This window comes from Plantibacter flavus (assembly GCF_051487245.1).
Taxonomy (GTDB): Bacteria; Actinomycetota; Actinomycetes; order Actinomycetales; family Microbacteriaceae; genus Plantibacter; species Plantibacter flavus_B.
On sequence record NZ_JAHVDH010000004.1, the window covers coordinates 185,883 to 205,774 of the forward strand.

Genomic DNA, 19,892 nt, shown 5'->3' on the forward strand with positions numbered 1-19,892 from the left:
CGACAACCGAGACGAAGGACGCTGAGATGCCATCCCGCCCACACAAACTGATCCCGCCGACGTTCTCGCGCACGCCGTCGCTCGACGCAGAGACGGTCGAGCTCGCCGTCGCCATCGAACTCCCCGAGGGCGTCGAGGCGATCGGCCTCGCGGTCGCACCGGTGGTCGATGAGGATGCCGACGACGTCCCCTCGGCTCTCGGCCTCGATCGCGCCGCGCTCAAACGCGCCGGTTTCACCGGCGAGGTCGGCCAGACGCTCGTCATCCCGGCCCAGGACGCACCCACTTACATCGCTGTCGGCGTCGGCGCGCCGGAGAAGCGGACCGCCGCAGTGCTCCGCGACGTCTCCGCAGCGTTCGCGCGGGCTGCCGGCGCGTTCGCGAGCATCGGTCTCGACGTGTCCCGCTCCTTCGACGTCGATCCGGCGTCCGCCGGTCAGGTCATCACCGAGGGCGCACTGCTCGCCCGGTACCGCTACACCGAGCTGAAGCGCGAGGCGAAGCACACGCCCCTCGCAGCCCTCCACCTCGTCGCCGGTGCTGAGGACATCGCAGCGACCGCCTCCGGCGCACACCGTGGCGAGGTCCTCGCCCGATCCGCGAACCTGGCCCGCGACCTCGCGAACACCCCACCGAGCCACCTCACCGCGAGCGACCTCGGCGACGTCGCGCTCGCGGTCGGCGCGACGCACGGTCTCGCCGTGGAGGTCTTCGACAAGGACGCCCTCATCGCGCTCGGCACGGGAGGCCTGCTCGGTGTGAACGCCGGCAGCGTCGAGGAGCCGCGCATGATCCAGCTCCGCTACACGCCGAAGGACGACAGCGGCGCACCGATCGAAGCGACTGGACACCTCGCCCTCGTGGGCAAGGGCATCATGTACGACTCGGGCGGCATCTCGCTCAAGCCGTCCGACCCGATGCACGCGTCGATGAAGATGGACATGGCCGGCGCCGGCGCCGTGCTCGCGGCGATGACCGCACTGCAGGAGCTCGGCTGCACGAGCAGCGTCACCGCGTTCCTCATGTGCACCGACAACATGCCGTCGGGATCGGCCACCATGCTCGGCGATGTGCTCACCTTCCGGAACGGCACCACTGTCGAGGTCAAGAACACCGACGCCGAGGGTCGGCTCGTCCTCGCCGACGCGCTCTGCCTCGCCGCCGAGGAGGAGCCTGACGCCATCGTCGACATCGCGACCCTCACTGGCGCCGCGCTCATGGCGCTCGGTACGAAGACCGCGGCCGTGCACGGCAACGAACAGGGCATCGTCGACCAGGCGCTCGCCTCGTCGAAGGCGACCGACGAGCCACTCTGGCAGTTGCCCCTCGAGCGCAGCTACCGCAAGCAGCTCGACTCCGATGTCGCAGACATCTCCAACATGGGTGGCCGCTTCGCGGGATCGACGATCGCCGCACTGTTCCTCGCGGACTTCGTCGGGGACATCCCGTGGGCGCATCTCGACATCGCCGGCACGATGCTCGTCGACGCCGACGAGTCCTGGCGTCCCAAGGGCGCGACGGGCTACGGCACGCGCCTCCTGATCGACCTCGCGGAGAACTTCACGGCCGCTCGCTGAGTCCCGTCGACACGTTCGGGGACCGGGAGCCACCGGTCCCTGAGCGTGTCGAGGGGGTTGCCGTTCCAGCAAGAAATCGGCGCCCGAATGACCGGATGGTGCACACTCGCGAGATGACCACTGCACATCGCCACCCGCACCATGAACCGGCGATCACCGACGAGCGGGCGATCACGGACCCCGCGGCCTTCTGGGAAGACCGCTACAGCAGTCGCGGTCAGGTGTGGAGCGGCCGACCGAACGCCGCGCTCGAACGCGAAGTGACCGGGCTGACGCCCGGCACCGCACTTGAACTCGGCAGCGGTGAGGGCGCGGACGCGATCTGGCTGGCGCAGCAGGGTTGGCAGGTCACCGCCGTCGACATCTCACCATCGGCTCTCGCACTCGGGGCGTCGATCGCCGAGCGGGCGGGCGTCGCCGAGCGCATCACGTGGGTCCAGGCCGACCTCGTCGACTGGCAGCCGGAGGGCACGTACGACCTCGTCACGTCGGCGTTCCTGCACTCCCCCGTCGAGTTCGCACGCGAGACCGTGCTGCAGCGCACCGCCGCAGCGGTCGCTCCCGGTGGCGTCCTGCTCGTCGTCGGCCACGGTGGTCCACCACCATGGGCGCCCGCCGAGCACATCGGTCATGCCACCTTCCCCACCCCGGAGGAGGTCCACGCCTCCCTCGAACTCGACCCGACAGCATGGGATGTCCTCACGTCCGGCGTCATCGCGCGCGCCGCGATCGGACCCGACGGCGAGCCTGCCGAGCTGGACGACAGCGTCCTCAAACTCCGTCGACGCTGACGGCGATCAGCTGAGGGCGATCACCGGCTGGAGCCGCCAGCCTGCTGCTCGTTCGTGGTCGAGCCGTCGCCGGCAACGGCGAAACCGAAGCGGTCAGGCACGCGGAACACCTGAGCCGCCGCGGTCATGCCGGCTCCGAAGCCCATGCTCAACGCGAGCTGACCAGGACGGACGATTCCGGCGTCGAGCATGCGGGCGAGCGCGAGCGGGATCGATGCGCTCGAGGTGTTCCCCGAGGTCCGGATGTCGTCGGCGATGATCGAGTGGCCGAGACCGGAACGACTCACCAGCGCGTCCGTGATCCGAAGGTTGGCCTGATGGGGCACGAACACCTCGATGTCGGCAGCAGTGCTCCCCGCTCGTTCGAGGGCGTGTGCGATCAGGCCGGGGCCGTGCTCCACGACCCACCGGTACACCGCTGGACCCTCCATGCAGACGACCGGCCAGACAGGAGGGTTCGCATCGAACGCGCGTCGCCAACCGGCCGGACGCATGCCGATCAGGCCTCGACGTGTCCCGTCTGCGAGCGTCGCCGCCGGCCAGAGGCCGGGAACCGGCGAGGCGACCACGAGCGCTGCTCCGGCGCCGTCGCCGAAGACGGGTGCGGTCGAGGCGTCGGTGTGATCGAGCCAGATGCTCATCTGCTCCGCAGCGACCACGAGCACCGAACCGGACGTGCCCGCGACGATCTGGTCTCGTGCCAGACCCAGGGCATACGCGAATCCGGCGCAGGCTGCGACGACGTCGAACCCGCCCGCTCGACTCGCCCCGATCGCCGCGGCGACGGTCGGGGCGACCGGCGGCGACTGATGCACGCTGCTCTCCGTGACGACGATCACCTGGTCCACGTCGCGAGCGTCGACCTCCGCACTGTCGAGGAGTCGGCGCGCCACGTCCACCGCCAGTGTCGTCACGTCTGTGTCGGAGACGAAGCGACTCGTGATGCCCGTTCGCTGCGTGATCCACTCGGCCGAGACTCCCGCGGCCGCTCCCGCCTCGGCGTTCCCCACCTCGCGATCGGGTCGGATTCCGGCCACTGTATGGATCCGAGCGTGCATGTTTTCCCCTCACGACGACCACGTTGGTGCGATCACTAGTATATGTTCTGATGAGCATCATGCATATTTGTTATCGAATCGTGCCAAACTGCGGGCTACGCCGCATCAAACCAGGAGCGTGACATGCCGATCCCAGAACCTCACCACAGCCCGCGTCGACGGACCCTCCGCCGTGAGGCCGCGGATCTCATCCGCGAGGCGATCTACGCCGGCGTGCTGAAACCCGGGGAGGCGCTCGGCGACCACGAACTGCAGAGCTGGCTCGGCTTCTCTCGCACCCCCATCCGAGAAGCCCTGAACGACCTCGAACGCATCGGGCTCATCGAGATGTCCCCGCAGCGGTACACCCGAGTCTTCGTGCCTCGTCCAGAGGACCGGGTACCCATCCTGCACTCGCTCGGCGCGCTCCTCGGCGGCGTCGCGAGCCTGACGATCCCGACGACCACGGGTTCAGAGCGAGACGAGCTCGTCACCACGTTCCTCGCGATCGAAGACGCGGCAACAGCGACAGATCGCGATGCGCTCGAGCGCACCACCGCGGCCTCCGTCGATCTCCTGCTCGCACTCTGCCCGAACCACATCCTGCTGGACGGCGTCCGCGACCTCGCGATGGGACTGCTCTACCGTCTTGCGGCGGTCCGAGACGATCTGGAGATCGACTGGGCTGCGATCGCCACCGGCTCGCAGCTCCTGGTCGAGGCGACATACGAGAACGACGGCGTCAAGGCAGGGCTGTTGGTCGCCAAGATCTTCCGGATGCCCACACCGGGAGCGGCGACCGGGATCCAGCCCGAACGCGTCGAGGCATTGGCGAACACCTCCACATCCTGAGCGGCGAGACGCATGCAAAGCGAGCCGTCTCCCCGGCAAACGGAGAACGGGCCACGGAACGCCATGTCCCGGGACCCGCTCTCCCTGCGTCGTCGGACGGTGGTCAGTCGGTGCCGGCGTCGAACGCCGCGCCCTCCGAAGCCAGGTCGGTCGCGCGGTCCAGTGCGTCCGTCGCAGCGTCGATGAGTTCGCCGCCGAGGATCTCCTGCGCCTCACCCTGCTCGAGCTTGCCGACGAGCTCGCCCGTCGCGCCACCGACGATGCCGGCTGCCGCGTACTGCTCGAGACGCGAACGCGAGTCGGCGATGTCGAGGTTGCGCATGGTGAGCTGCCCGATGCGGTCGTCGGGGCCGAAGGCTGCGTCACCGACGCGCTCCATCGAGAGCTTGTCGGGGTGGTAGCTGAGGCTCGGGCCCGCGGTGTCGAGGATCGTGTAGTCGTCGCCACGGCGCAGACGGATGGTGACCTCACCGGAGACGGCGGAACCCACCCAGCGCTGGATCGACTCACGCAGCATGAGTGACTGCGGGTCGAGCCAACGGCCCTCGTACATGAGGCGACCGAGACGGCGACCCTCGTTGTGGTAGTTCGCGACCGTGTCCTCGTTGTGGATCGCGTTGAGCAGACGCTCGTACGCGATGTGGAGGAGGGCCATGCCGGGAGCCTCGTAGATGCCGCGGCTCTTCGCCTCGATGATGCGGTTCTCGATCTGGTCGCTCATGCCGAGCCCGTGGCGACCACCGATGGCGTTGGCCTCGAGGACCAGGGCGACGGCGTCGGCGTGCTCGACACCGTTGAGCGCGACCGGACGACCGGCCTCGAAGGTGACGGTGACGACCTCGGACGCGATCGCGACGTCTTCACGCCAGAACGGCACACCCATGATCGGCTCGACGATCTCGATACCGGAGTTGAGCTCCTCGAGACGCTTCGCCTCGTGGGTGGCACCCCAGATGTTGGCGTCGGTGCTGTAGGCCTTCTCCGTGGAGTCGCGGTAGGGGAAGTCGCGGGCGACGAGCCATTCGCTCATCTCCTTGCGACCACCGAGCTCGTTCACGAAGTCGACGTCGAGCCACGGCTTGTAGATGCGCAGGCGCGGGTTGGCGAGCAGCCCATAGCGGTAGAAGCGCTCGATGTCGTTGCCCTTGTAGGTGGAACCGTCGCCCCAGATGTCGACGCCGTCCTCCTTCATGGCGCGGACGAGCATGGTGCCCGTCACGGCGCGACCGAGCGGCGTGGTGTTGAAGTACGTCTTGCCGGCGTTGCGGATGTGGAACGCACCGCACTGGAGGGCGACGAGGCCCTCCTCGACGAGCGCCGACTTCGCATCGACGAGACGCGCGATCTCTGCGCCGTACTCCTTGGCACGGTCGGGGACGGCACCGATGTTGGGCTCGTCCGCCTGGCCGATGTCGGCGGTGTAGGTGCACGGGACGGCACCCTTCTCGCGCATCCAGGCGACGGCGACGGAGGTGTCGAGACCTCCGGAGAAGGCGATGCCGACGCGCTCGCCGACGGGGAGGCTGCTCAAGACTTTAGACACGCCTGCGATTCTACAAGTTCGCGGCGGCGCGCGTTCGCTCGCCCACTCTTGGGCGAGGGGGGCATTCGTCTCCCCAAGAACGGGCGGCACGGCGACGCCGATGCCACCAGGGGGCGCGGCCGGGGGGGACGGCGAGCGCGGGTGGCATCGGCGGCGACGCTGCTGTGAACCGGACGGATCGGACCAGGTCCACTCGGGCGCGTGTTCGGGTCTACGCTTCGGGTGTCTCAGGAGCTCGGGTGGGGATTCGTCGACTCTTCGATGATTCTGGCAGCGTGCATCGACGTCGCACACCTCCCAGTCCTGGGGTCATCATCTGGGGGCGACAGGCAGGGTCGACCGCCGACGTCGTCAGGGCTGGCGATACCACCCGCAGGCAAGCGTCTTCTCGCCGGTCGCCTCATCCGTCACCACGAAGCCGACGGGGTTCCACCCAGGAACGGCGGCGGCCGGCTGGATGAACACGTTGAAGACCGGCACCGCGTCACCTTCGGCCACCACGGGAGCGGACTCGTCCGGTGCCGATCGCAGCACCACCGCGGACGGCGACGCCTCGTCCTGCCAGGCAGGATCGACCACCCAGGCGACACCGGCTGCCGCCACGGGCGCCAGCTGCGTCGGCCAGGCCACACCGGCGCCGTCGATGAAGACGCCGATGACCCGCTCCCTGACCGTCGGTCCCGGCTCCGAGCACGGGACGTCGACGTCAGCGGCGGTTCGGAGCGCCTCGACGACACGGAATCCGCCCTCCACCGCCGTCACCCCGGTCACGGCGTCCCCACACCGTGCGCCGCGCGCGACCGGGTAGTCGAGCTGCACCGGCACGTCGGCGTCGGCCAGCCACACGTAGTGCAGGATCTCGACACCGTTGCCGTCCGCCCGCTGGATCGGCACGATCGCGTCATCGGCACCATCACCGTCGGCATCCGAGTAGACCGGTTCGCCCACGGTGTACACATACGGCCCCACCGTCGCGGTCCCGCCGACGAGCTGCACGGCATCGGCCTGTTCCGCACGGAACGACGCGAACGTCCACTCCAGCTCGCCGAAATCGACCTCAGTGATGAGCGGTGCCGTCGGGGTGGGGGTCACTCGCGCGGTCGTCGGGTCGGTCGCCTGGTCAGCCGCACCGCCCGAACCGGTCCCGCAGGCGCTCAGCAACATGGCGAGGAGCGCACCGGCACCGGCCGCGAGACTGATCCGGTGCGGGCGTGCCAGCGGCGGACGGGTGGGGCTTCGTTCAGGACCGAGCATGAGCACGCCTCTCGACCGCGGCGAGCAGGGCCACCGCTGCTGGCAGCCAGCCTGGCACCACGGGCGAAGCGACGCACCACCCAGTCCTGGGGTCGTCGATCCGAGTCGTCGGACGCACGAGAGCCGGATGGAATCCATGATTCCGCCCGGCTCTCGTGCAAGCAGCGCGTCTCGCGGCTACCAGATGGTGACGCGCTCCTCCGGGGCGAGCCAGGCCGCATCGCTCTCGGTGACGCCGAAGGTCTCGTAGAACGCGTCGATGTTGCGGACGATCTGGTTGCAGCGGAACTCGTTCGGCGAGTGCGGGTCGATCGAGAGCAGACGGATCACCTCGGCGTCGCGGCCCTTCTGCTGCCAGGCCTGCGCCCAGGAGAGGAAGAAGCGCTCTGCGCCGGTGAGGCCGTCGACGACCGGCGGCTCCTGGCCGTCGAGCGACAGGAGATACGCCTTCCAGGCGATGCCGAGTCCGCCGAGGTCGCCGATGTTCTCCCCGATCGTGAGTGCACCGTTCACGTGGTGATCGGGCACCTGCGCGGGGGCAAGCGCGTTGTACTGCTCGATGAGCGACGCGGTGCGCTCCTCGAACGCCGCACGGTCGGCCTCGGTCCACCAGTCGGTGAGCTTGCCGTCGCCGTCGAACTTCGAACCCTGGTCGTCGAAGCCGTGGCCGATCTCGTGGCCGATGACGGCGCCGATCGCGCCGTAGTTCGCGGCGGCGTCGCGGCCGGCGTCGAAGAACGGGTACTGCAGGATCGCCGCCGGGAACACGATCTCGTTGAACCCGGGGTTGTAGTACGCGTTGATCGTCTGCGGCGTCATGAACCACTCATCGCGGTCGAGCGGCTTGCCGATCTTCCCGAGCTCGCGGTCCATCTCGAAGCGGCTCGCGCGCCGGACGTTGCCGAGCAGGTCGTCGGACTCCAGCTCGAGCGCCGAGTAGTCGCGCCACTTCACCGGGAAGCCGATCTTCGGGGTGAACTTGCCGAGCTTCTCGAGCGCGCGGGTGCGGGTCTCGGGGCTCATCCACTCCAGCCGCTCGATGCTCTGACGGTACGCCTCGACCAGGAAGCCGACGAGCACGTCCATCTCGCCCTTCGCCTCAGCCGGGAAGTGGCGGTCGACGTAGATGCGGCCGACGGCTTCGCCGAGCATGCCCTCGACGAGCGAGACGCCGCGCTTCCAGCGCTCGCGCTGCTGCGGGGTGCCGGTGAGGGTCTTCCCGTAGAAGTCGAAGTTGGCGCGGCCGAAGTCCTCGGACAGGTACGGGGCGGCTCCGTGCACGACCTTCCAGGCGAGCCAGTCCTTCCACGACTCAAGCTGGGCGGGGACGAGCAGCTCGCCGAGTCCTTCGAGGAAGCTCGGCTCGCGCACGACGATCTCGGCGAACACGTGCTCCGACGCACCGACGGCGTCGCGCCAGACACTGAGGTCGGGGCCGTCGAGGTCGGCACCCGCGGCGAGCGCCGCGGCATCGTCCCAGCGGTAGAGGTTGTAGGTCTTCTCGCTGTCGCGGGTGGCGACGTTGTCCCAGTGCTTGGAGGCGATGGCGGTCTCGAGGGCGAAGACGCGGTCGGCGCGGCCTGCCGGGTCGTCGACGCCTGCGAGTTCGAACATGGTCTGGATGTGCGCACGGTAGGCGTCGCGGATCTCGGCGAAGGTGTCTTCGCGGAAGTAGCTCTCGTCGGGCAGGGTGATGCCGCCCTGCTCCGCGAACACGAGGTAACGCTCGGGGTTGCCTGGGTCGTTGTCGACGAAGAGCTGGAGGAAGCCGCCGACGCCCTCTGCTTCGAACTCGCCGGAGAGACGCAGGAACTCCTCGACGGAGGAGACGGCTGCGACGCGCGCGAGCTGGTCGGCGAGCGGCGCTGCGCCGAGTTCGTTCGCCCGCTCGACGTCCATGAAGCTGGCGTACAGGGCGCCGATCTTCACGCCTTCGTCGCCGTCGGGGGTCGTCTGCGACTCTTCGATGATCTCGCGGACGGCGTTCTCCGCGTCTTCCGCCAGCTGGTGGAACGAGCCCCAGCGGGCTTTGTCGTCGGGGATCTCGGTGCGATCGATCCACTTGCCGTTCACATGCCGGAAGAGGTCGTCCTGCGGCCGCACGGCCGGGTCGAGTTCGGTGAGGTCGATGCCGGAGGCGAGCTGCGCGTCAGTCATGCGGTCAGCCTAGCGACCGGGTCCGACGACGGGCCGGGTGTTCTCTCAGAGCGCCCTTCGACGGGCGCGGCGACCGCCGCTCACAGGCGGGCGGGACCCGCGACCCCGCCGCAACGGTTCCTGAGCTTGTGGAAGGGCGGAGCCGAGGGACTACCGTTGCATCACCGGTCGGAAGGAGCTCGCGTGGACTGGTTGGCGAACTTCCCGCCCGGTGTGCTCCTGCTGGTCGTGTTCCTCGTCGTGGCGGTCGAGAGCCTCGGGGTGCCGCTCCCGGGTGAGACGGTCCTCATCGCAGCGACGCTCCTCGCGGCGACCAGCGGCGTGAACCCCGTGTTCGTGGCGGCCGCCGCTGCGGGTGGCGCGATCCTCGGCGACTCCATCGGGTACTGGATCGGCAAGCGTTACGGCCGACGCCTGCTGTCGGTGCTGAACCGGCGGTTCCCGAAGCACGTCGGCCCGAAACGGCTGGGTGCCGCCGTGCACCTCATGCACCGGTGGGGTCCGTGGGCGGTGTTCTTCGGGCGCTTCGTCGCCGTGCTGCGCATCTTCTCCGGGCCGTTGGCCGGCATGTTCCGCATGACGTACCCGCACTTCCTCGTCGCGAACGCCGCCGGCGGGATCGCGTGGGCGACGCTCGTCGTCACGGTCGTGACGCTGCTGGGTTCCGCAGCGACCGAATTCCTGCATCGCTTCTCGTGGGCGGCGCTCGCCCTGGCCGGGGCGGCGGCCGTCGTGATCGCCGTCGTCCTCGTCTATCGCGCCAGGCGGCGAGCGGCGCAACCCGCGGCAGAGCGCGCGGTCGTCTCGATGACGGAGGCGGAGCTCGACGAGCTCTTGTCGCCGGGCGGGGCCGTCGCACTCGGCGGCCGAGCAGTCGAGGGGACGGGTGCCGAGGCCCCGGCTCCCGACGCGACCACACCGGCTCCCGCGCGAGCCGATCTGCGTGCCGCCGTCGTGGCCGTCCTGGCACCGGCCCGTTGGGTGATCCGCCGCACTCCGGCCACCGGCGCGTTCGTCACCGTGTTCGTCGCGCTCGGCGTCGTCACCGGAGGGCTCTGGCGCGCCATCGACCAGGCAGCCTGGTACCCGTGGTTCGCCTACGGCATCCCGAGTCTCGAGGATGGGCGCTGGTGGACGATCCTGACCGGCATGTTCATCACTGCCGATCCGCTCACGTACCTCGTCGCGATCGTCGGGGCGGCGGTGTTCGGCGGCTGGGTGGAGTACCGCTTCGGGACGTTGCGGGCCTCGGCGATCTTCCTCTCCGGGCATCTCATCGGCATCCTCGGCGCCCTCGCGATCGCCGCTGCGCTGTCCCCACTGGACTGGCCGTGGGCGCAGTCGCTCGCGACCACACTCGACGTCGGTCCCAGCTGCGGCATCCTCGCCTGCGTGGCGACGGCGACCGCGTTCATGCGTTCCCCGTATCGCTTGCGGTGGCGGCTGCTCCTGCTGTCGTGGGTGTCGATCGCCCTGCTCTACGTCGGGCAGATCGACGATCTCGAACACTTCATCTCGACCGTCGTCTTCGTCATCGCCGCCCGCCTGTGGGTCGGTGAGCACCGTTCCACGCCGCGGCCCACCGAGCGCGACTGGAGACTGTTCGCGGTGTCGGGCCTCCTGATCCTCGGGGCCGTGCAGCTCCTCGTCACCCTCGTTCCGCTGAACGGACCACTCGGCTCGACCGCGCTGACGCAGGGGTCACTGCTCGACGTCGCGTTCGACACCGTCGCGATCCTCGTCATCTCGAACTGGCTCCGCCGTGGGCATCGCTGGGCCTGGTGGGCGGCGATGGTGCTGACCGTCGGGAACCTCCTGATCACGCTCGCCCTCGTCGCGCTCGCCTGGCTGGCGGCGGTGCCGCTCACGACGGCGACGATCTGGATCTCCGCGAGCGTGCTCTGGGTCGCGCAGGCGGTCGTCCTGGTGCTCTCGCGGCACGCGTTCCGGGTGGCTGCCAACCAGACGCGACGGCGGCTTCCCGGCGCGATCGGGCCGGGAGGGCGGCGGGCGCGCGCCCGAGCCGCCGAGCTTCTGCGCGAGTACGGTGGCGGGCCGCTGTCCGCGTCGGCGCTCCGTTCCGAGAACCGCGTGTTCGTGACCGCTGACGGCACGCACGCCGTCGCTTACCAGCAGCACGCCGGGGTCGCACTCGCGCTCGGCGAACCGATCGGCCCGGCCGGTGCCACGCAGCGCGTCGTGACAGAGTTCGCCGCGGCTGCAGAGCGTGTCGGCCTCACACCCGCCGTGTTCGCAGCGGTCGACCGTGAGGCTGCTCCGGCGGGATGGCGGGTGTCGCCCCTCGCACGTGACCTCGTCCTCGACCCGTCGACGGCCGTACCGACCGCGACCACACGTGATGCCGGTCTCGTCGGCACGCTGCACTCGGCGAGCGACGTGCCATGGGAGTTACGGAGCCAGATCCGGGCGCTGTCGTCGGTGTGGGCATCTGACCGACGCGTGCCCGAACTCGGCCTGACGATCGGGGCGAGTGTTGCACCATCCGGCACTGCCCTGCCCGGAGTGCGGGTGTCCGTCGTCACCGACGAGTCGGGGACGGTGCTCGTCGCGCTCACCTGGCTCGCGATCCCCGGGCCGGAAGGCACTGTGCGCGGCTGGGCGCTCGACGTCGTCCGCCGAGCCGTTCCGTCGGACACTGCGATCGACGAACGCGTGTCTGAGGCCATCGACCTCGCCATCGTGGAAGCGTGCGCGGACTTCGGCGCCGAAGGTGCGTCGCTCATCTCCTTCGCAGCCTCGGGGCTGTCACAGGATGGCACGGAACCCGACGGTGTCGCTGTGCGCACCATGGCCGGGATCGCGCACCGCGTCGAACCGCTGTTCGGCTTCGCGCAGATCGCCGCAGTGGCCGAGCGTTTGGGCGCACGACCTGTGCCACTGTTCCTCTGGTGCCGCGAGGACGGCGACCAGCCCCGTGTCGCCTACGCGGCGACCACCGGGTTCCTCACCGGCATCCGCCTCCGCGACCTCCCGGGCATCAGCGGGTCCCTGCTCGTGCGGTGAGCGGCAGGACCGCTCCTCCCAGCCGTCGGGCGAGACTGCAGGAACGGTGGCAGCGACGTCGGCGCACTGGCAGCGGCCTCCGGTGTCAGCACCCGTGGCTAGGCTCGACGAGTGAGTGACGGACGGAACGGGCGACGGATGCGGCCTGTCGACCGCGACATCCTGCGACTCGCCGTTCCCGCGCTCGGGGCGCTCATGGCGGAACCGCTGTTCCTCCTCGCCGACTCCGCGATGATCGGCCACCTGGGCGTCGTCCCGCTCGCCGGCCTTGGCGTCGCGAGTGCCGTGCTGCAGACGGTCATCGGCCTGATGGTGTTCCTCGCCTACGCCACCACCCCTGCAGTTGCACGACGCCTCGGCCACGGCGACGAACGCGGCGCGGTCTCCCTCGGCATCGACGGGCTGTGGCTGTCGCTCGGCCTCGGCATCGTGATCGGTGCGGCCGGCTGGTTCCTCTCCCCCACCCTCGTCGGGCTGTTCGGCGCGACCGACGCCGTCGCACAGCAAGCCGACGCCTACCTCGGCATCTCGATGCTCGGTATCCCCGCGATGCTCCTCGTCTTCGGCGCCACCGGGCTGCTGCGCGGGCTGCAGGACACCACGACACCGCTGGTCGTCGCGGGAGCCGGGTTCGCGGCCAACATCGGCCTCAACTTCCTCTTCATCTACGGTCTCGGGCTCGGCATCGCCGGTTCCGCCATCGGCACCGTCATCGCCCAATGGGGCATGGTTGTCGCGTACCTCGTGGTCGTGCTGCGACACGTGCGGCGAACAGGGGCGAGCGTCCGACCGCACCGCGCTGGGCTCGGCGGGGCAGCACGCTCCGGTGGGTGGCTGTTCCTCCGCACCGTGAGCCTCCGAGCCGCCATGCTCATCGCGGTGTTCGTCGCAACCGACCTCGGTACCGACGAACTCGCTGGTTTCCAGCTCGTCATGACCCTGTTCGCCACGCTCGCGTTCGCCCTCGACGCCCTCGCGATCGCCGCCCAGGCACTCGTCGGGAAGGGTCTCGGGGCCGGCGACGTCGACGGGGTGCGGGCCGTGCTCGTCCGATGCCTGCAGTGGGGCGTCGGCGCGGGGCTCGTGCTCGGGCTCATCATCGGCGCGACGAGTCCCGTCATCGGCCTGCTGTTCACGAGCGACCCCGAGCTGGCTGCCCTCATCACCCCGGCGATCATCGTGCTCGCAGTCACCACCCCGCTCGGTGGCGTGGTCTTCGTGCTCGACGGCGTCCTCATCGGTGCAGGCGACGCCCGATATCTCGCGATCACGGGCCTCGTCAACACCCTCGCGTTCCTCCCGCTGGCCCTCGCGGTGCTCGCGTGGGGTCCCTCGGGCCAGGCGGGACTCACCTGGCTGAGCGTCGCCTTCCTCGTCGGCTACCTCGGTGCGAGAGCGATCACGCTCGGCCTCCGCGCCCGCACGACCGCCTGGATGCGCACCGGCGCCTGAGCGCACGACGTCTCGTTCGCTCCTGCTCGGGCGAGGAAGCAGCTCGCCCGACCACGGGCGAACGGACGGTGGCGCGGAGCGCTACTCCTGGCCGGCTTCGGCCTTCGCCTGGGCGATGGCCGCGTGCACCTCGGCCATGTCGAGTCCCTTGACCTGACCGATGAGGTCTTCGAGTGCGGGCGCGGGGAGCGCACCGGCCTGCGAGAACACGAGCACACCGTCACGGAAGGCCATGAGCGTGGGGATGGAGGTGATGCCCATGCCGCCGGCGAGCTCCTGGTTCGCCTCGGTGTCGACCTTCGTGAAGGAGACGTCGGTGTGCTTCTCCGCGGCAGCTTCGAAGACAGGGGCGAACGCACGGCACGGACCACACCACTCGGCCCAGAAGTCGACGAGGACGATGCCCTCTGCGGAGACCGTCTCCTCGAAGTCGGTCACGGTCAGTTCGCGGGTCGCCATGGTTCCTCCAGAGGGATCGAGTCGGCGTGCGCTCCGATGGGCGGCGCGGCCGAGCTGAGAGCCTACCCCGCCCACCTGAACTCCGCCCGGGCGCGCATCCTCGCATCAACCGATCGGTGGATGCGAGGATCACCCACTCCACCGCTACCGGCCGCGGCTCCACCGGGCCAGCATGGACACCATGAGCACACGACCGATCATCGAGGTCCGCGAACTGCGGAAGCAGTACGGCGACCTGGCCGCCGTCGACGGCGTCACCTTCGACATCAACGAGGGTGAGACGTTCGCCCTCCTCGGCCCGAACGGTGCGGGCAAGAGCACGACCATCGAGATCCTCGAGGGCTACCGGCACCGCACGGGAGGTGAGGCGCGCGTCCTCGGCGTCGATCCGGCGCACGGCGGCCTCGACTGGAAGGCTCGTCTCGGCATCGTCCTCCAGTCGAGCGCTGAAGCCGCCAACGTCACCGTCCGCGAGCAGCTCACACAGTTCGCCCGCTACTACGCGGATCCCCGCGACGTGGACGAGGTCATCGCGGCTGTCGGCCTCACCGCCAAGGCCGGTACCCGCATCGGTAAGCTCTCCGGCGGCCAGCGCCGACGGGTCGACGTGGCCCTCGGAGTCATCGGCCGCCCCGCCCTCCTCTTCCTCGACGAACCCACGACCGGCTTCGACCCCGAGGCCCGCCGCCAGTTCTGGGACCTCATCCGCTCGTTGAAGCGCGACGGAACGACCATCCTCCTCACCACCCACTACCTCGACGAAGCCGCGCAGCTCGCGGACCGCGCCGCCGTCATCGCCGGAGGTCGCCTGGTGGAGATCGGTGCCGTCGACGAACTGGGCGGTGCGGCGGCCCGCGTGCCCGTCGTCCGTTGGCGAGACGCGACCGGCCTGCACGAGGAACGCACCGAGCAGCCCGCAGCACGAGTCGCAGCACTGACGGCGACCGTCGGCGGCGAACCTCGCGACCTCGAGATCATCCGTCCAAGCCTCGAGGACATCTACCTCGGCCTCGTCCAGGCGGCGAACGCCACCAGCGCAGCCACCACCAGCACCACACCGAGCACGACCCTCACGACCGGAGTCGACGCATGACCGTCATCGACCGCCCATCGGGCGCCCTCGTCCCACCGCTTCCCCGTGGCCGCACGCTGCGTCTCGGCGCGAGCCGTGTCGGCTACGAGACCCGCATCTACTTCCGCTCCGGCGACCAGGTGTTCTTCACGTTCCTGTTCCCCGTCGTCATGCTCGCGATCTTCTCGACCGCGTTCAGTGCGGTGGGCGACGTCGGTGCTGGCCCCGATGGCACCGGCGGTGTCAGTCAGGCGGCATACTACCTGCCGGGCATGATCGCGGCCGGCATCCTGCTGTCGGGTGTGCAGAACCTCGCGACCGACATCGCGACGGAGAAGAGCGACGGCACCCTGAAGCGCCTCGGCGGCAGCCCGCTCCCGGTGGTGAGCTACTTCCTCGGGAAGATGGGGCAGGTGCTCGTCACCTCCGTCCTGCAGATCGCCCTGCTGCTCCTCGTCGCTCACTTCGCGTTCGACGTCGCGCTGCCGACGGAGCCCGAGAAGTGGTTCACGTTCGCCTGGGTGTACCTGCTGGGCATCGCGACGTCGGCTGTCCTCGGCATCGCACTGTCGGCGGTGCCGCGGAGCGGGAAGAGCGCGACCGCCGTCGTGATCCCGATCGTGCTCGTGCTGCAGTTCATCTCCGGCGTGTACCTGACGTTCACCATGCTGCCCGAGTGGTTGCAGAACGTCGCGAGCGTCTTCCCGCTGAAGTGGATCGCGCAGGGCATGCGGTCGGTGTTCCTGCCGGAGAGCTTCGCCGCAGCCGAGCAGACGGGCGCGTGGGACCTCGGCTCGGTCGCGCTGGTCCTGGCGATCTGGGCGGTCGCGGGCCTCGTCCTCACCCGTCTCACCTTCCGCTGGGTCCGCCGCGCCTAGCCCGCGAGGGGTCCCGAATGGCTGGTCGGGACCCGGGCACACCAGCCATTTGGGACCCTTCGCGAGCAGGGATGGGAGAGTATGACCATGGACGGACGACGATGGTGGGATGTCGCCTTCGGTGTGGGCTGCCTGCTCGTCGGTGGGATCGCCAGCGTGAGTGTGGATGGGACGACGTGGCGTATCGCCGGCGTCTGGATCGTCATGGCGCTCCTCTGTCTCGTGTACTACACCGCAGGACGGCGCACCCTCCAGACCGAACGCGGCGGCCTCTGGTTCGCGATCACGATCATCGTGCTCACCGCGGTGGGCACGGCGTTCGCGCCGAACGTGCTCACGCTGCAATGCCTGGTCTTCCCGCTGCTGTGGGTGCTCTCACCACACACGCGGACGGCGATCCTGCTCAACATCGTCAGCGCGTTCGCACTCGCGGTGGGGTTCATCGTCGGGCTCGGCGCGACACCGGACGTCATCGTCCAGGCATTCGCCATCCAGGGCGTCTCCCTCGTCTTCGCACTGTCCCTCGGATTGTGGATCACCCGCATCGCGGAGCTCGGTGACGAGAAAGCCCGCCTGCTCGACAGCCTGCAGGCCGCACAGGCGGAGACCGAGCGGGCGAGCCGCGAAGCCGGCGCCGCGGCGGAACGTGAGCGGATCGCCCGCGACATCCACGACACCATCGCCCAGAGCCTGACGAGCGTGGTGCTGCTCGCGCAGCGGGCACGGGCCGAGGTCGGGCAGACGATCGCCGGGACGAACGACGCAGCACCGCTCGACGGCCGACCTCCCGCGGTGTCCGAGAGCATCGACCTCATCGAGTCCACTGCCCGCGAAGCGCTCGGTGAGGCACGCGCGCTCGTCGCGACCATGGCGGCGATGCCGAGCCCCGACTCCTCCCTCGGCGACAGTCTGCGGCGACTCGGTGAGCGCTTCGAGCGGGAGACCGGAGTCGCCGTGCGCGTCGAGGTGGCGGCGGACAGGTTGCCGCGCGCCACCGAGGTGGTGCTGCTCCGCTGCGCCCAGGAGGGGCTTGCGAACGTGCGGAAGCACGCACAGGCCGAGAACGTCTGGCTGCGCGTCACCGTGATCGACTCCTTCGCCGACCTGCGACTCACCGATGACGGCGTCGGCGTCGTCGGTACTGCCGGCGACGGATCGGCCCCCGACGCGCTCCTCGAACACGCCGCGCGGTCGGGCTTCGGCTTGCACGGCATGCGCGATCGCGTGGCACTCCTCGGCGGGACGGTGAGCATCGCGGCCGCGGAACCGCGCGGAACCGAGTTGCGCGTGCGTGTGCCGGTGCCGGTCGCGAGCCCGCAACACGCGGCCTCTGAGCCTGTCGAAGGGCCCACCCCGACCACGGACCAGAACGAGACGACCGCATGACGACCGACACCACAGCACCCATCCGGATCGTCGTCGCGGACGACCACCCGATCGTCCGCTCGGGCATCGTCGCTTTGCTGGGGCGGGCGCCGGACCTCGAGGTGGTTGCAGAGGCAGCCGATGGTGGTGCAGCGGTGGCCGCAGCGGACGAGCATCGTCCCGACCTCGTGCTCATGGACCTCCGCATGCCGATCCTCAGTGGTGCGGAGGCGACGGCGCGGATCCTGCAGCAGCTGCCGGGTGTCCGGGTCCTCGTGCTCACCACGTACGAGAGCGACGACGACATCCTCGGCGCGATCGAGGCGGGTGCGAGCGGCTATCTCTTGAAGGCTGCTCCCGAGCAGGAGATCCTCGCGGGGATCCGTTCGGTCGTCGCCGGGCAGACGGTGCTCGCACCGGAGATCGCCGCGACCCTCGTCGGGCGGATGCAGGGCGGCTCAACGGCTCGACCGCAGCTGAGCGCGCGCGAACTCGACGTCCTCCGCCTCGTCGCCGCAGGCAACAGCAACCGGGCCATCGCCGCTGCGCTCTTCATCTCCGAGTCGACCGTGAAGACCCATCTCATCCACGTCTTCGAGAAGCTCGACGTCACCGACCGCACCCGAGCCGTCACCCGCGCGCAGGAGCTCCGCCTCCTCTGAGGAGGCGGCGCGTTCGAGCCGAGCATGGCGCGCACCGGCAGGTGAGCTCAGGCGGTGCCGCGCCGCTTCGGTGCGTCGGGCTGCGCGGCGGCGAAGGCCGACTGCCCGGTCGAGCCCGGCTCACCAGCCGGGATCGGGACGATGTACGCGGCCGTGCCGTAGGCGGTGAGTTGGGTCCACGTCCCGCCGATGTCGGTCGTCTCGAGGCGCATCGCGAGGATGGCGTTCGCCCCTCGCTGCTCGGCCTCGGCGACGAGTCGCCGCATGACCTCCTGACGGGACTCGAAGAGCAGTTGCGTCATCCCCGGTACTTCCCCGCCACCGAGCGCGGAGAACCCGATCGACATCGACGACCCCCAGTCACGCGCGCGGACCGTCAGGCCGATCACCTCACCGAAGACCGCGTCGATGTGATGCCCTGCGACGGTGTCGGTCGTGACGACGATCACGCTTCGACCACCACCCCTCCGCCAAGTCGGGAGAGTGCCGCCAGGGAGAGCGCGGCGATGCCGACATCGAGGGTCGGGTGGATGAGCGGCGCGAACTTCGAGGAGTGGTTGCCGGGGAGATCCTGCTCCATGCGGCCGGACGCGTACGCCGCCGCGAACGCCTGCGGGTCCGCGCCGCCGAGGATCCAGTAGACGATCGGGGCGTCAGCGGCGGTCGCGAGCATGCCGACGTCCTCGCTCCCCGTCACGAGCCCGGGGTCGAGCACACGGTTCGCGCCGAACGCCTCGGAGAACACCCCGGTCAGCTCAGCGGTCGCGGCCGGGTCGTTCACGAGCACCGGGAACGCCTCGGTGTGCTCGATCACCGGTTCGCGTTCGGCACCCGAAGCCGCCGCCTCGGCCCGGACGATGCGCTCCATCGAGCCGACGACGCGGTCGCGCACGTGCGGCTCGTAGCTACGGATGTTGACCCCGATCTGCGCGGTGTCCGGGATGATGTTGTTCTTCGTCCCGGCGTGGAAAGTACCGACAGTGAGGACGGCGGTGTCGGTGCCGGCGACCTCGCGAGACACGATCGTCTGCAGCCGCAGCACCGCGGAGGACGCCATCACGATGGGGTCGATCGTCGACTGCGGTCGCGAGCCGTGCCCGCCGCGACCGTGGAACGTGACGCGGTAGGCGTCGGTCGCCGCGAACGACGGACCGGCGTGCGTCCCGACGACCCCGGCCGGCAGCGGGCCGACGTGCTGCCCGAACACGATGTCGGGCTTCGGCACCTGCGCGTACAGATCGTCGTCGATCATCGCCTGCGCGCCACCACCGGCCTCCTCGGCCGGCTGGAACAGGACCACGAGGGTGCCCGACCAGCTGTCGCGACGGGCGACGAGGAGTTCGGCGGCACCCAGGAGGCAGGTGACGTGGACGTCGTGTCCGCAGGCGTGCATGACGGGGACGTCGTTGCCGTCCGGGTCGACGCCGCGAGCGACGCTGGCGTAGTCGAGGCCGGTCTCTTCCAGGACGGGCAGGCCGTCCATGTCTGCGCGGAGCAGCACGGTCGGCCCGTCTCCGTTCTCGAGCACCCCGACGACGCCGGTCTGGCCGATGCCCGTCGTGACGGCGTAGCCGAGGGCTCCGATGCGCTCCGCGACGATGCCGGCGGTGCGATGCTCAGCGAACGACAGCTCCGGGTTCGCGTGGAGGTCCTGGTAGACGGGAGCGAGCGACGCGGCGAGCGCCGACGCCTCCTGCTGGACGAGGATGGCGGAATCGGCGTGCGTGGTCATGGTCCTCCTTGAGCGTTGCCTCCACCCTACGACTCGG

The 19,892-nt window shown here is 69.8% G+C and carries 16 protein-coding genes; 9 read left to right on the forward strand and 7 right to left on the reverse strand.

What is annotated here, in order from left to right:
* The first annotated feature begins 26 nt into the window (after positions 1-26).
* Positions 27-1,577 carry a leucyl aminopeptidase gene (locus tag KXS11_RS11205; protein WP_437385664.1) on the forward strand — a complete coding sequence of 517 codons (1,551 nt, stop codon included), beginning with the start codon at positions 27-29 and terminating at the stop codon, positions 1,575-1,577.
* 113 nt (positions 1,578-1,690) lie between these two features.
* The gene (locus KXS11_RS11210) at positions 1,691-2,368 is read left to right on the forward strand and encodes an SAM-dependent methyltransferase (RefSeq protein ID WP_437385665.1); all 678 of its coding nucleotides are present in this window, start codon (positions 1,691-1,693) and stop codon (positions 2,366-2,368) included.
* 20 nt (positions 2,369-2,388) lie between these two features.
* Here the strand turns inward: KXS11_RS11210 and KXS11_RS11215 are convergent, their stop codons facing one another.
* A complete protein-coding gene (locus KXS11_RS11215; protein ID WP_437385666.1) occupies positions 2,389-3,426 on the reverse strand; it encodes a 3-oxoacyl-ACP synthase III family protein in 1,038 nt (345 codons plus the stop codon).
* A gap of 123 nt (positions 3,427-3,549) precedes the next feature.
* Here KXS11_RS11215 and KXS11_RS11220 point away from each other — a divergent pair, with 123 nt between their 5' ends.
* On the forward strand, positions 3,550-4,257 hold the full coding sequence (locus KXS11_RS11220; RefSeq protein WP_437385667.1) for a GntR family transcriptional regulator: 708 nt from the start codon (positions 3,550-3,552) through the stop codon (positions 4,255-4,257).
* Positions 4,258-4,360: 103 nt separating this feature from the next.
* On the opposite strand, the gene argG is transcribed toward KXS11_RS11220, so the two are convergent.
* From argG to KXS11_RS11235, 3 genes are all read right to left on the reverse strand, one after another.
* Positions 4,361-5,800, reverse strand: coding sequence for an argininosuccinate synthase (gene argG / locus KXS11_RS11225; RefSeq protein ID WP_437385668.1), 1,440 nt, complete (start codon positions 5,798-5,800; stop codon positions 4,361-4,363).
* A gap of 351 nt (positions 5,801-6,151) precedes the next feature.
* Positions 6,152-7,054: a hypothetical protein gene (locus KXS11_RS11230; protein WP_437385669.1), complete on the reverse strand. Its 903-nt coding sequence runs from the start codon at positions 7,052-7,054 to the stop codon at positions 6,152-6,154.
* A gap of 177 nt (positions 7,055-7,231) precedes the next feature.
* Complete coding sequence (locus KXS11_RS11235; RefSeq protein WP_437385670.1) at positions 7,232-9,211, reverse strand: M13 family metallopeptidase; 1,980 nt, start codon at positions 9,209-9,211, stop codon at positions 7,232-7,234.
* Positions 9,212-9,394: 183 nt separating this feature from the next.
* On the opposite strand from KXS11_RS11235, the gene KXS11_RS11240 reads away from it, so the two are divergent.
* Together KXS11_RS11240 and KXS11_RS11245 are read left to right on the forward strand one after the other, a co-directional pair.
* Entirely contained in the window at positions 9,395-12,235 is a 2,841-nt protein-coding gene (locus KXS11_RS11240; RefSeq protein ID WP_437385671.1) for a rhomboid family intramembrane serine protease, read from the forward strand.
* Positions 12,236-12,373: 138 nt separating this feature from the next.
* The gene (locus tag KXS11_RS11245) at positions 12,374-13,687 is read left to right on the forward strand and encodes an MATE family efflux transporter (protein ID WP_437386018.1); all 1,314 of its coding nucleotides are present in this window, start codon (positions 12,374-12,376) and stop codon (positions 13,685-13,687) included.
* 81 nt (positions 13,688-13,768) lie between these two features.
* On the opposite strand, the gene trxA is transcribed toward KXS11_RS11245, so the two are convergent.
* Complete coding sequence (gene trxA, locus KXS11_RS11250; RefSeq protein ID WP_437385672.1) at positions 13,769-14,146, reverse strand: thioredoxin; 378 nt, start codon at positions 14,144-14,146, stop codon at positions 13,769-13,771.
* Positions 14,147-14,327: 181 nt separating this feature from the next.
* Here trxA and KXS11_RS11255 point away from each other — a divergent pair, with 181 nt between their 5' ends.
* The 4 genes from KXS11_RS11255 (at position 14,328) to KXS11_RS11270 (ending at position 18,123) form a co-directional block, all read left to right on the forward strand.
* The gene (locus tag KXS11_RS11255; protein ID WP_437385673.1) at positions 14,328-15,239 is read left to right on the forward strand and encodes an ABC transporter ATP-binding protein; all 912 of its coding nucleotides are present in this window, start codon (positions 14,328-14,330) and stop codon (positions 15,237-15,239) included.
* On the forward strand, positions 15,236-16,096 hold the full coding sequence (locus KXS11_RS11260; protein ID WP_437385674.1) for an ABC transporter permease: 861 nt from the start codon (positions 15,236-15,238) through the stop codon (positions 16,094-16,096). The genes KXS11_RS11255 and KXS11_RS11260 overlap by 4 nt, the downstream gene beginning before the upstream one ends.
* Before the next feature lie 87 nt (positions 16,097-16,183).
* Positions 16,184-17,482 (forward strand): sensor histidine kinase, encoded by a 1,299-nt coding sequence (locus KXS11_RS11265; protein WP_437385675.1) that lies wholly within the window; start codon positions 16,184-16,186, stop codon positions 17,480-17,482.
* Entirely contained in the window at positions 17,479-18,123 is a 645-nt protein-coding gene (locus KXS11_RS11270) for a response regulator (RefSeq protein WP_437385676.1), read from the forward strand. The genes KXS11_RS11265 and KXS11_RS11270 overlap by 4 nt, the downstream gene beginning before the upstream one ends.
* Before the next feature lie 47 nt (positions 18,124-18,170).
* Here KXS11_RS11270 and KXS11_RS11275 read toward each other — a convergent pair whose 3' ends face one another.
* A complete protein-coding gene (locus KXS11_RS11275; RefSeq protein ID WP_437385677.1) occupies positions 18,171-18,572 on the reverse strand; it encodes a YbjQ family protein in 402 nt (133 codons plus the stop codon).
* Positions 18,569-19,855 carry an amidohydrolase gene (locus KXS11_RS11280; protein ID WP_437385678.1) on the reverse strand — a complete coding sequence of 429 codons (1,287 nt, stop codon included), beginning with the start codon at positions 19,853-19,855 and terminating at the stop codon, positions 18,569-18,571. Before KXS11_RS11280 ends, KXS11_RS11275 begins: the two co-directional genes overlap by 4 nt.
* Positions 19,856-19,892: the final 37 nt, after the last annotated feature.

What these genes read in the sequence shown, in the direction of transcription:
- KXS11_RS11205 (WP_437385664.1), top strand. Translation starts at nt 27, where the DNA reads ATGCCATCCCGCCCACACAAACTGATCCCGCCGACGTTCTCGCGCACG.
- KXS11_RS11210 (WP_437385665.1), top strand. Translation starts at nt 1,691, where the DNA reads ATGACCACTGCACATCGCCACCCGCACCATGAACCGGCGATCACCGAC.
- KXS11_RS11215 (WP_437385666.1), bottom strand. Translation starts at nt 3,426, where the DNA reads ATGCACGCTCGGATCCATACAGTGGCCGGAATCCGACCCGATCGCGAG.
- KXS11_RS11220 (WP_437385667.1), top strand. Translation starts at nt 3,550, where the DNA reads ATGCCGATCCCAGAACCTCACCACAGCCCGCGTCGACGGACCCTCCGC.
- KXS11_RS11230 (WP_437385669.1), bottom strand. Translation starts at nt 7,054, where the DNA reads ATGCTCGGTCCTGAACGAAGCCCCACCCGTCCGCCGCTGGCACGCCCG.
- KXS11_RS11235 (WP_437385670.1), bottom strand. Translation starts at nt 9,211, where the DNA reads ATGACTGACGCGCAGCTCGCCTCCGGCATCGACCTCACCGAACTCGAC.
- KXS11_RS11245 (WP_437386018.1), top strand. Translation starts at nt 12,374, where the DNA reads ATGCGGCCTGTCGACCGCGACATCCTGCGACTCGCCGTTCCCGCGCTC.
- trxA (WP_437385672.1), bottom strand. Translation starts at nt 14,146, where the DNA reads ATGGCGACCCGCGAACTGACCGTGACCGACTTCGAGGAGACGGTCTCC.
- KXS11_RS11255 (WP_437385673.1), top strand. Translation starts at nt 14,328, where the DNA reads ATGAGCACACGACCGATCATCGAGGTCCGCGAACTGCGGAAGCAGTAC.
- KXS11_RS11260 (WP_437385674.1), top strand. Translation starts at nt 15,236, where the DNA reads ATGACCGTCATCGACCGCCCATCGGGCGCCCTCGTCCCACCGCTTCCC.
- KXS11_RS11265 (WP_437385675.1), top strand. Translation starts at nt 16,184, where the DNA reads ATGGACGGACGACGATGGTGGGATGTCGCCTTCGGTGTGGGCTGCCTG.
- KXS11_RS11270 (WP_437385676.1), top strand. Translation starts at nt 17,479, where the DNA reads ATGACGACCGACACCACAGCACCCATCCGGATCGTCGTCGCGGACGAC.
- KXS11_RS11280 (WP_437385678.1), bottom strand. Translation starts at nt 19,855, where the DNA reads ATGACCACGCACGCCGATTCCGCCATCCTCGTCCAGCAGGAGGCGTCG.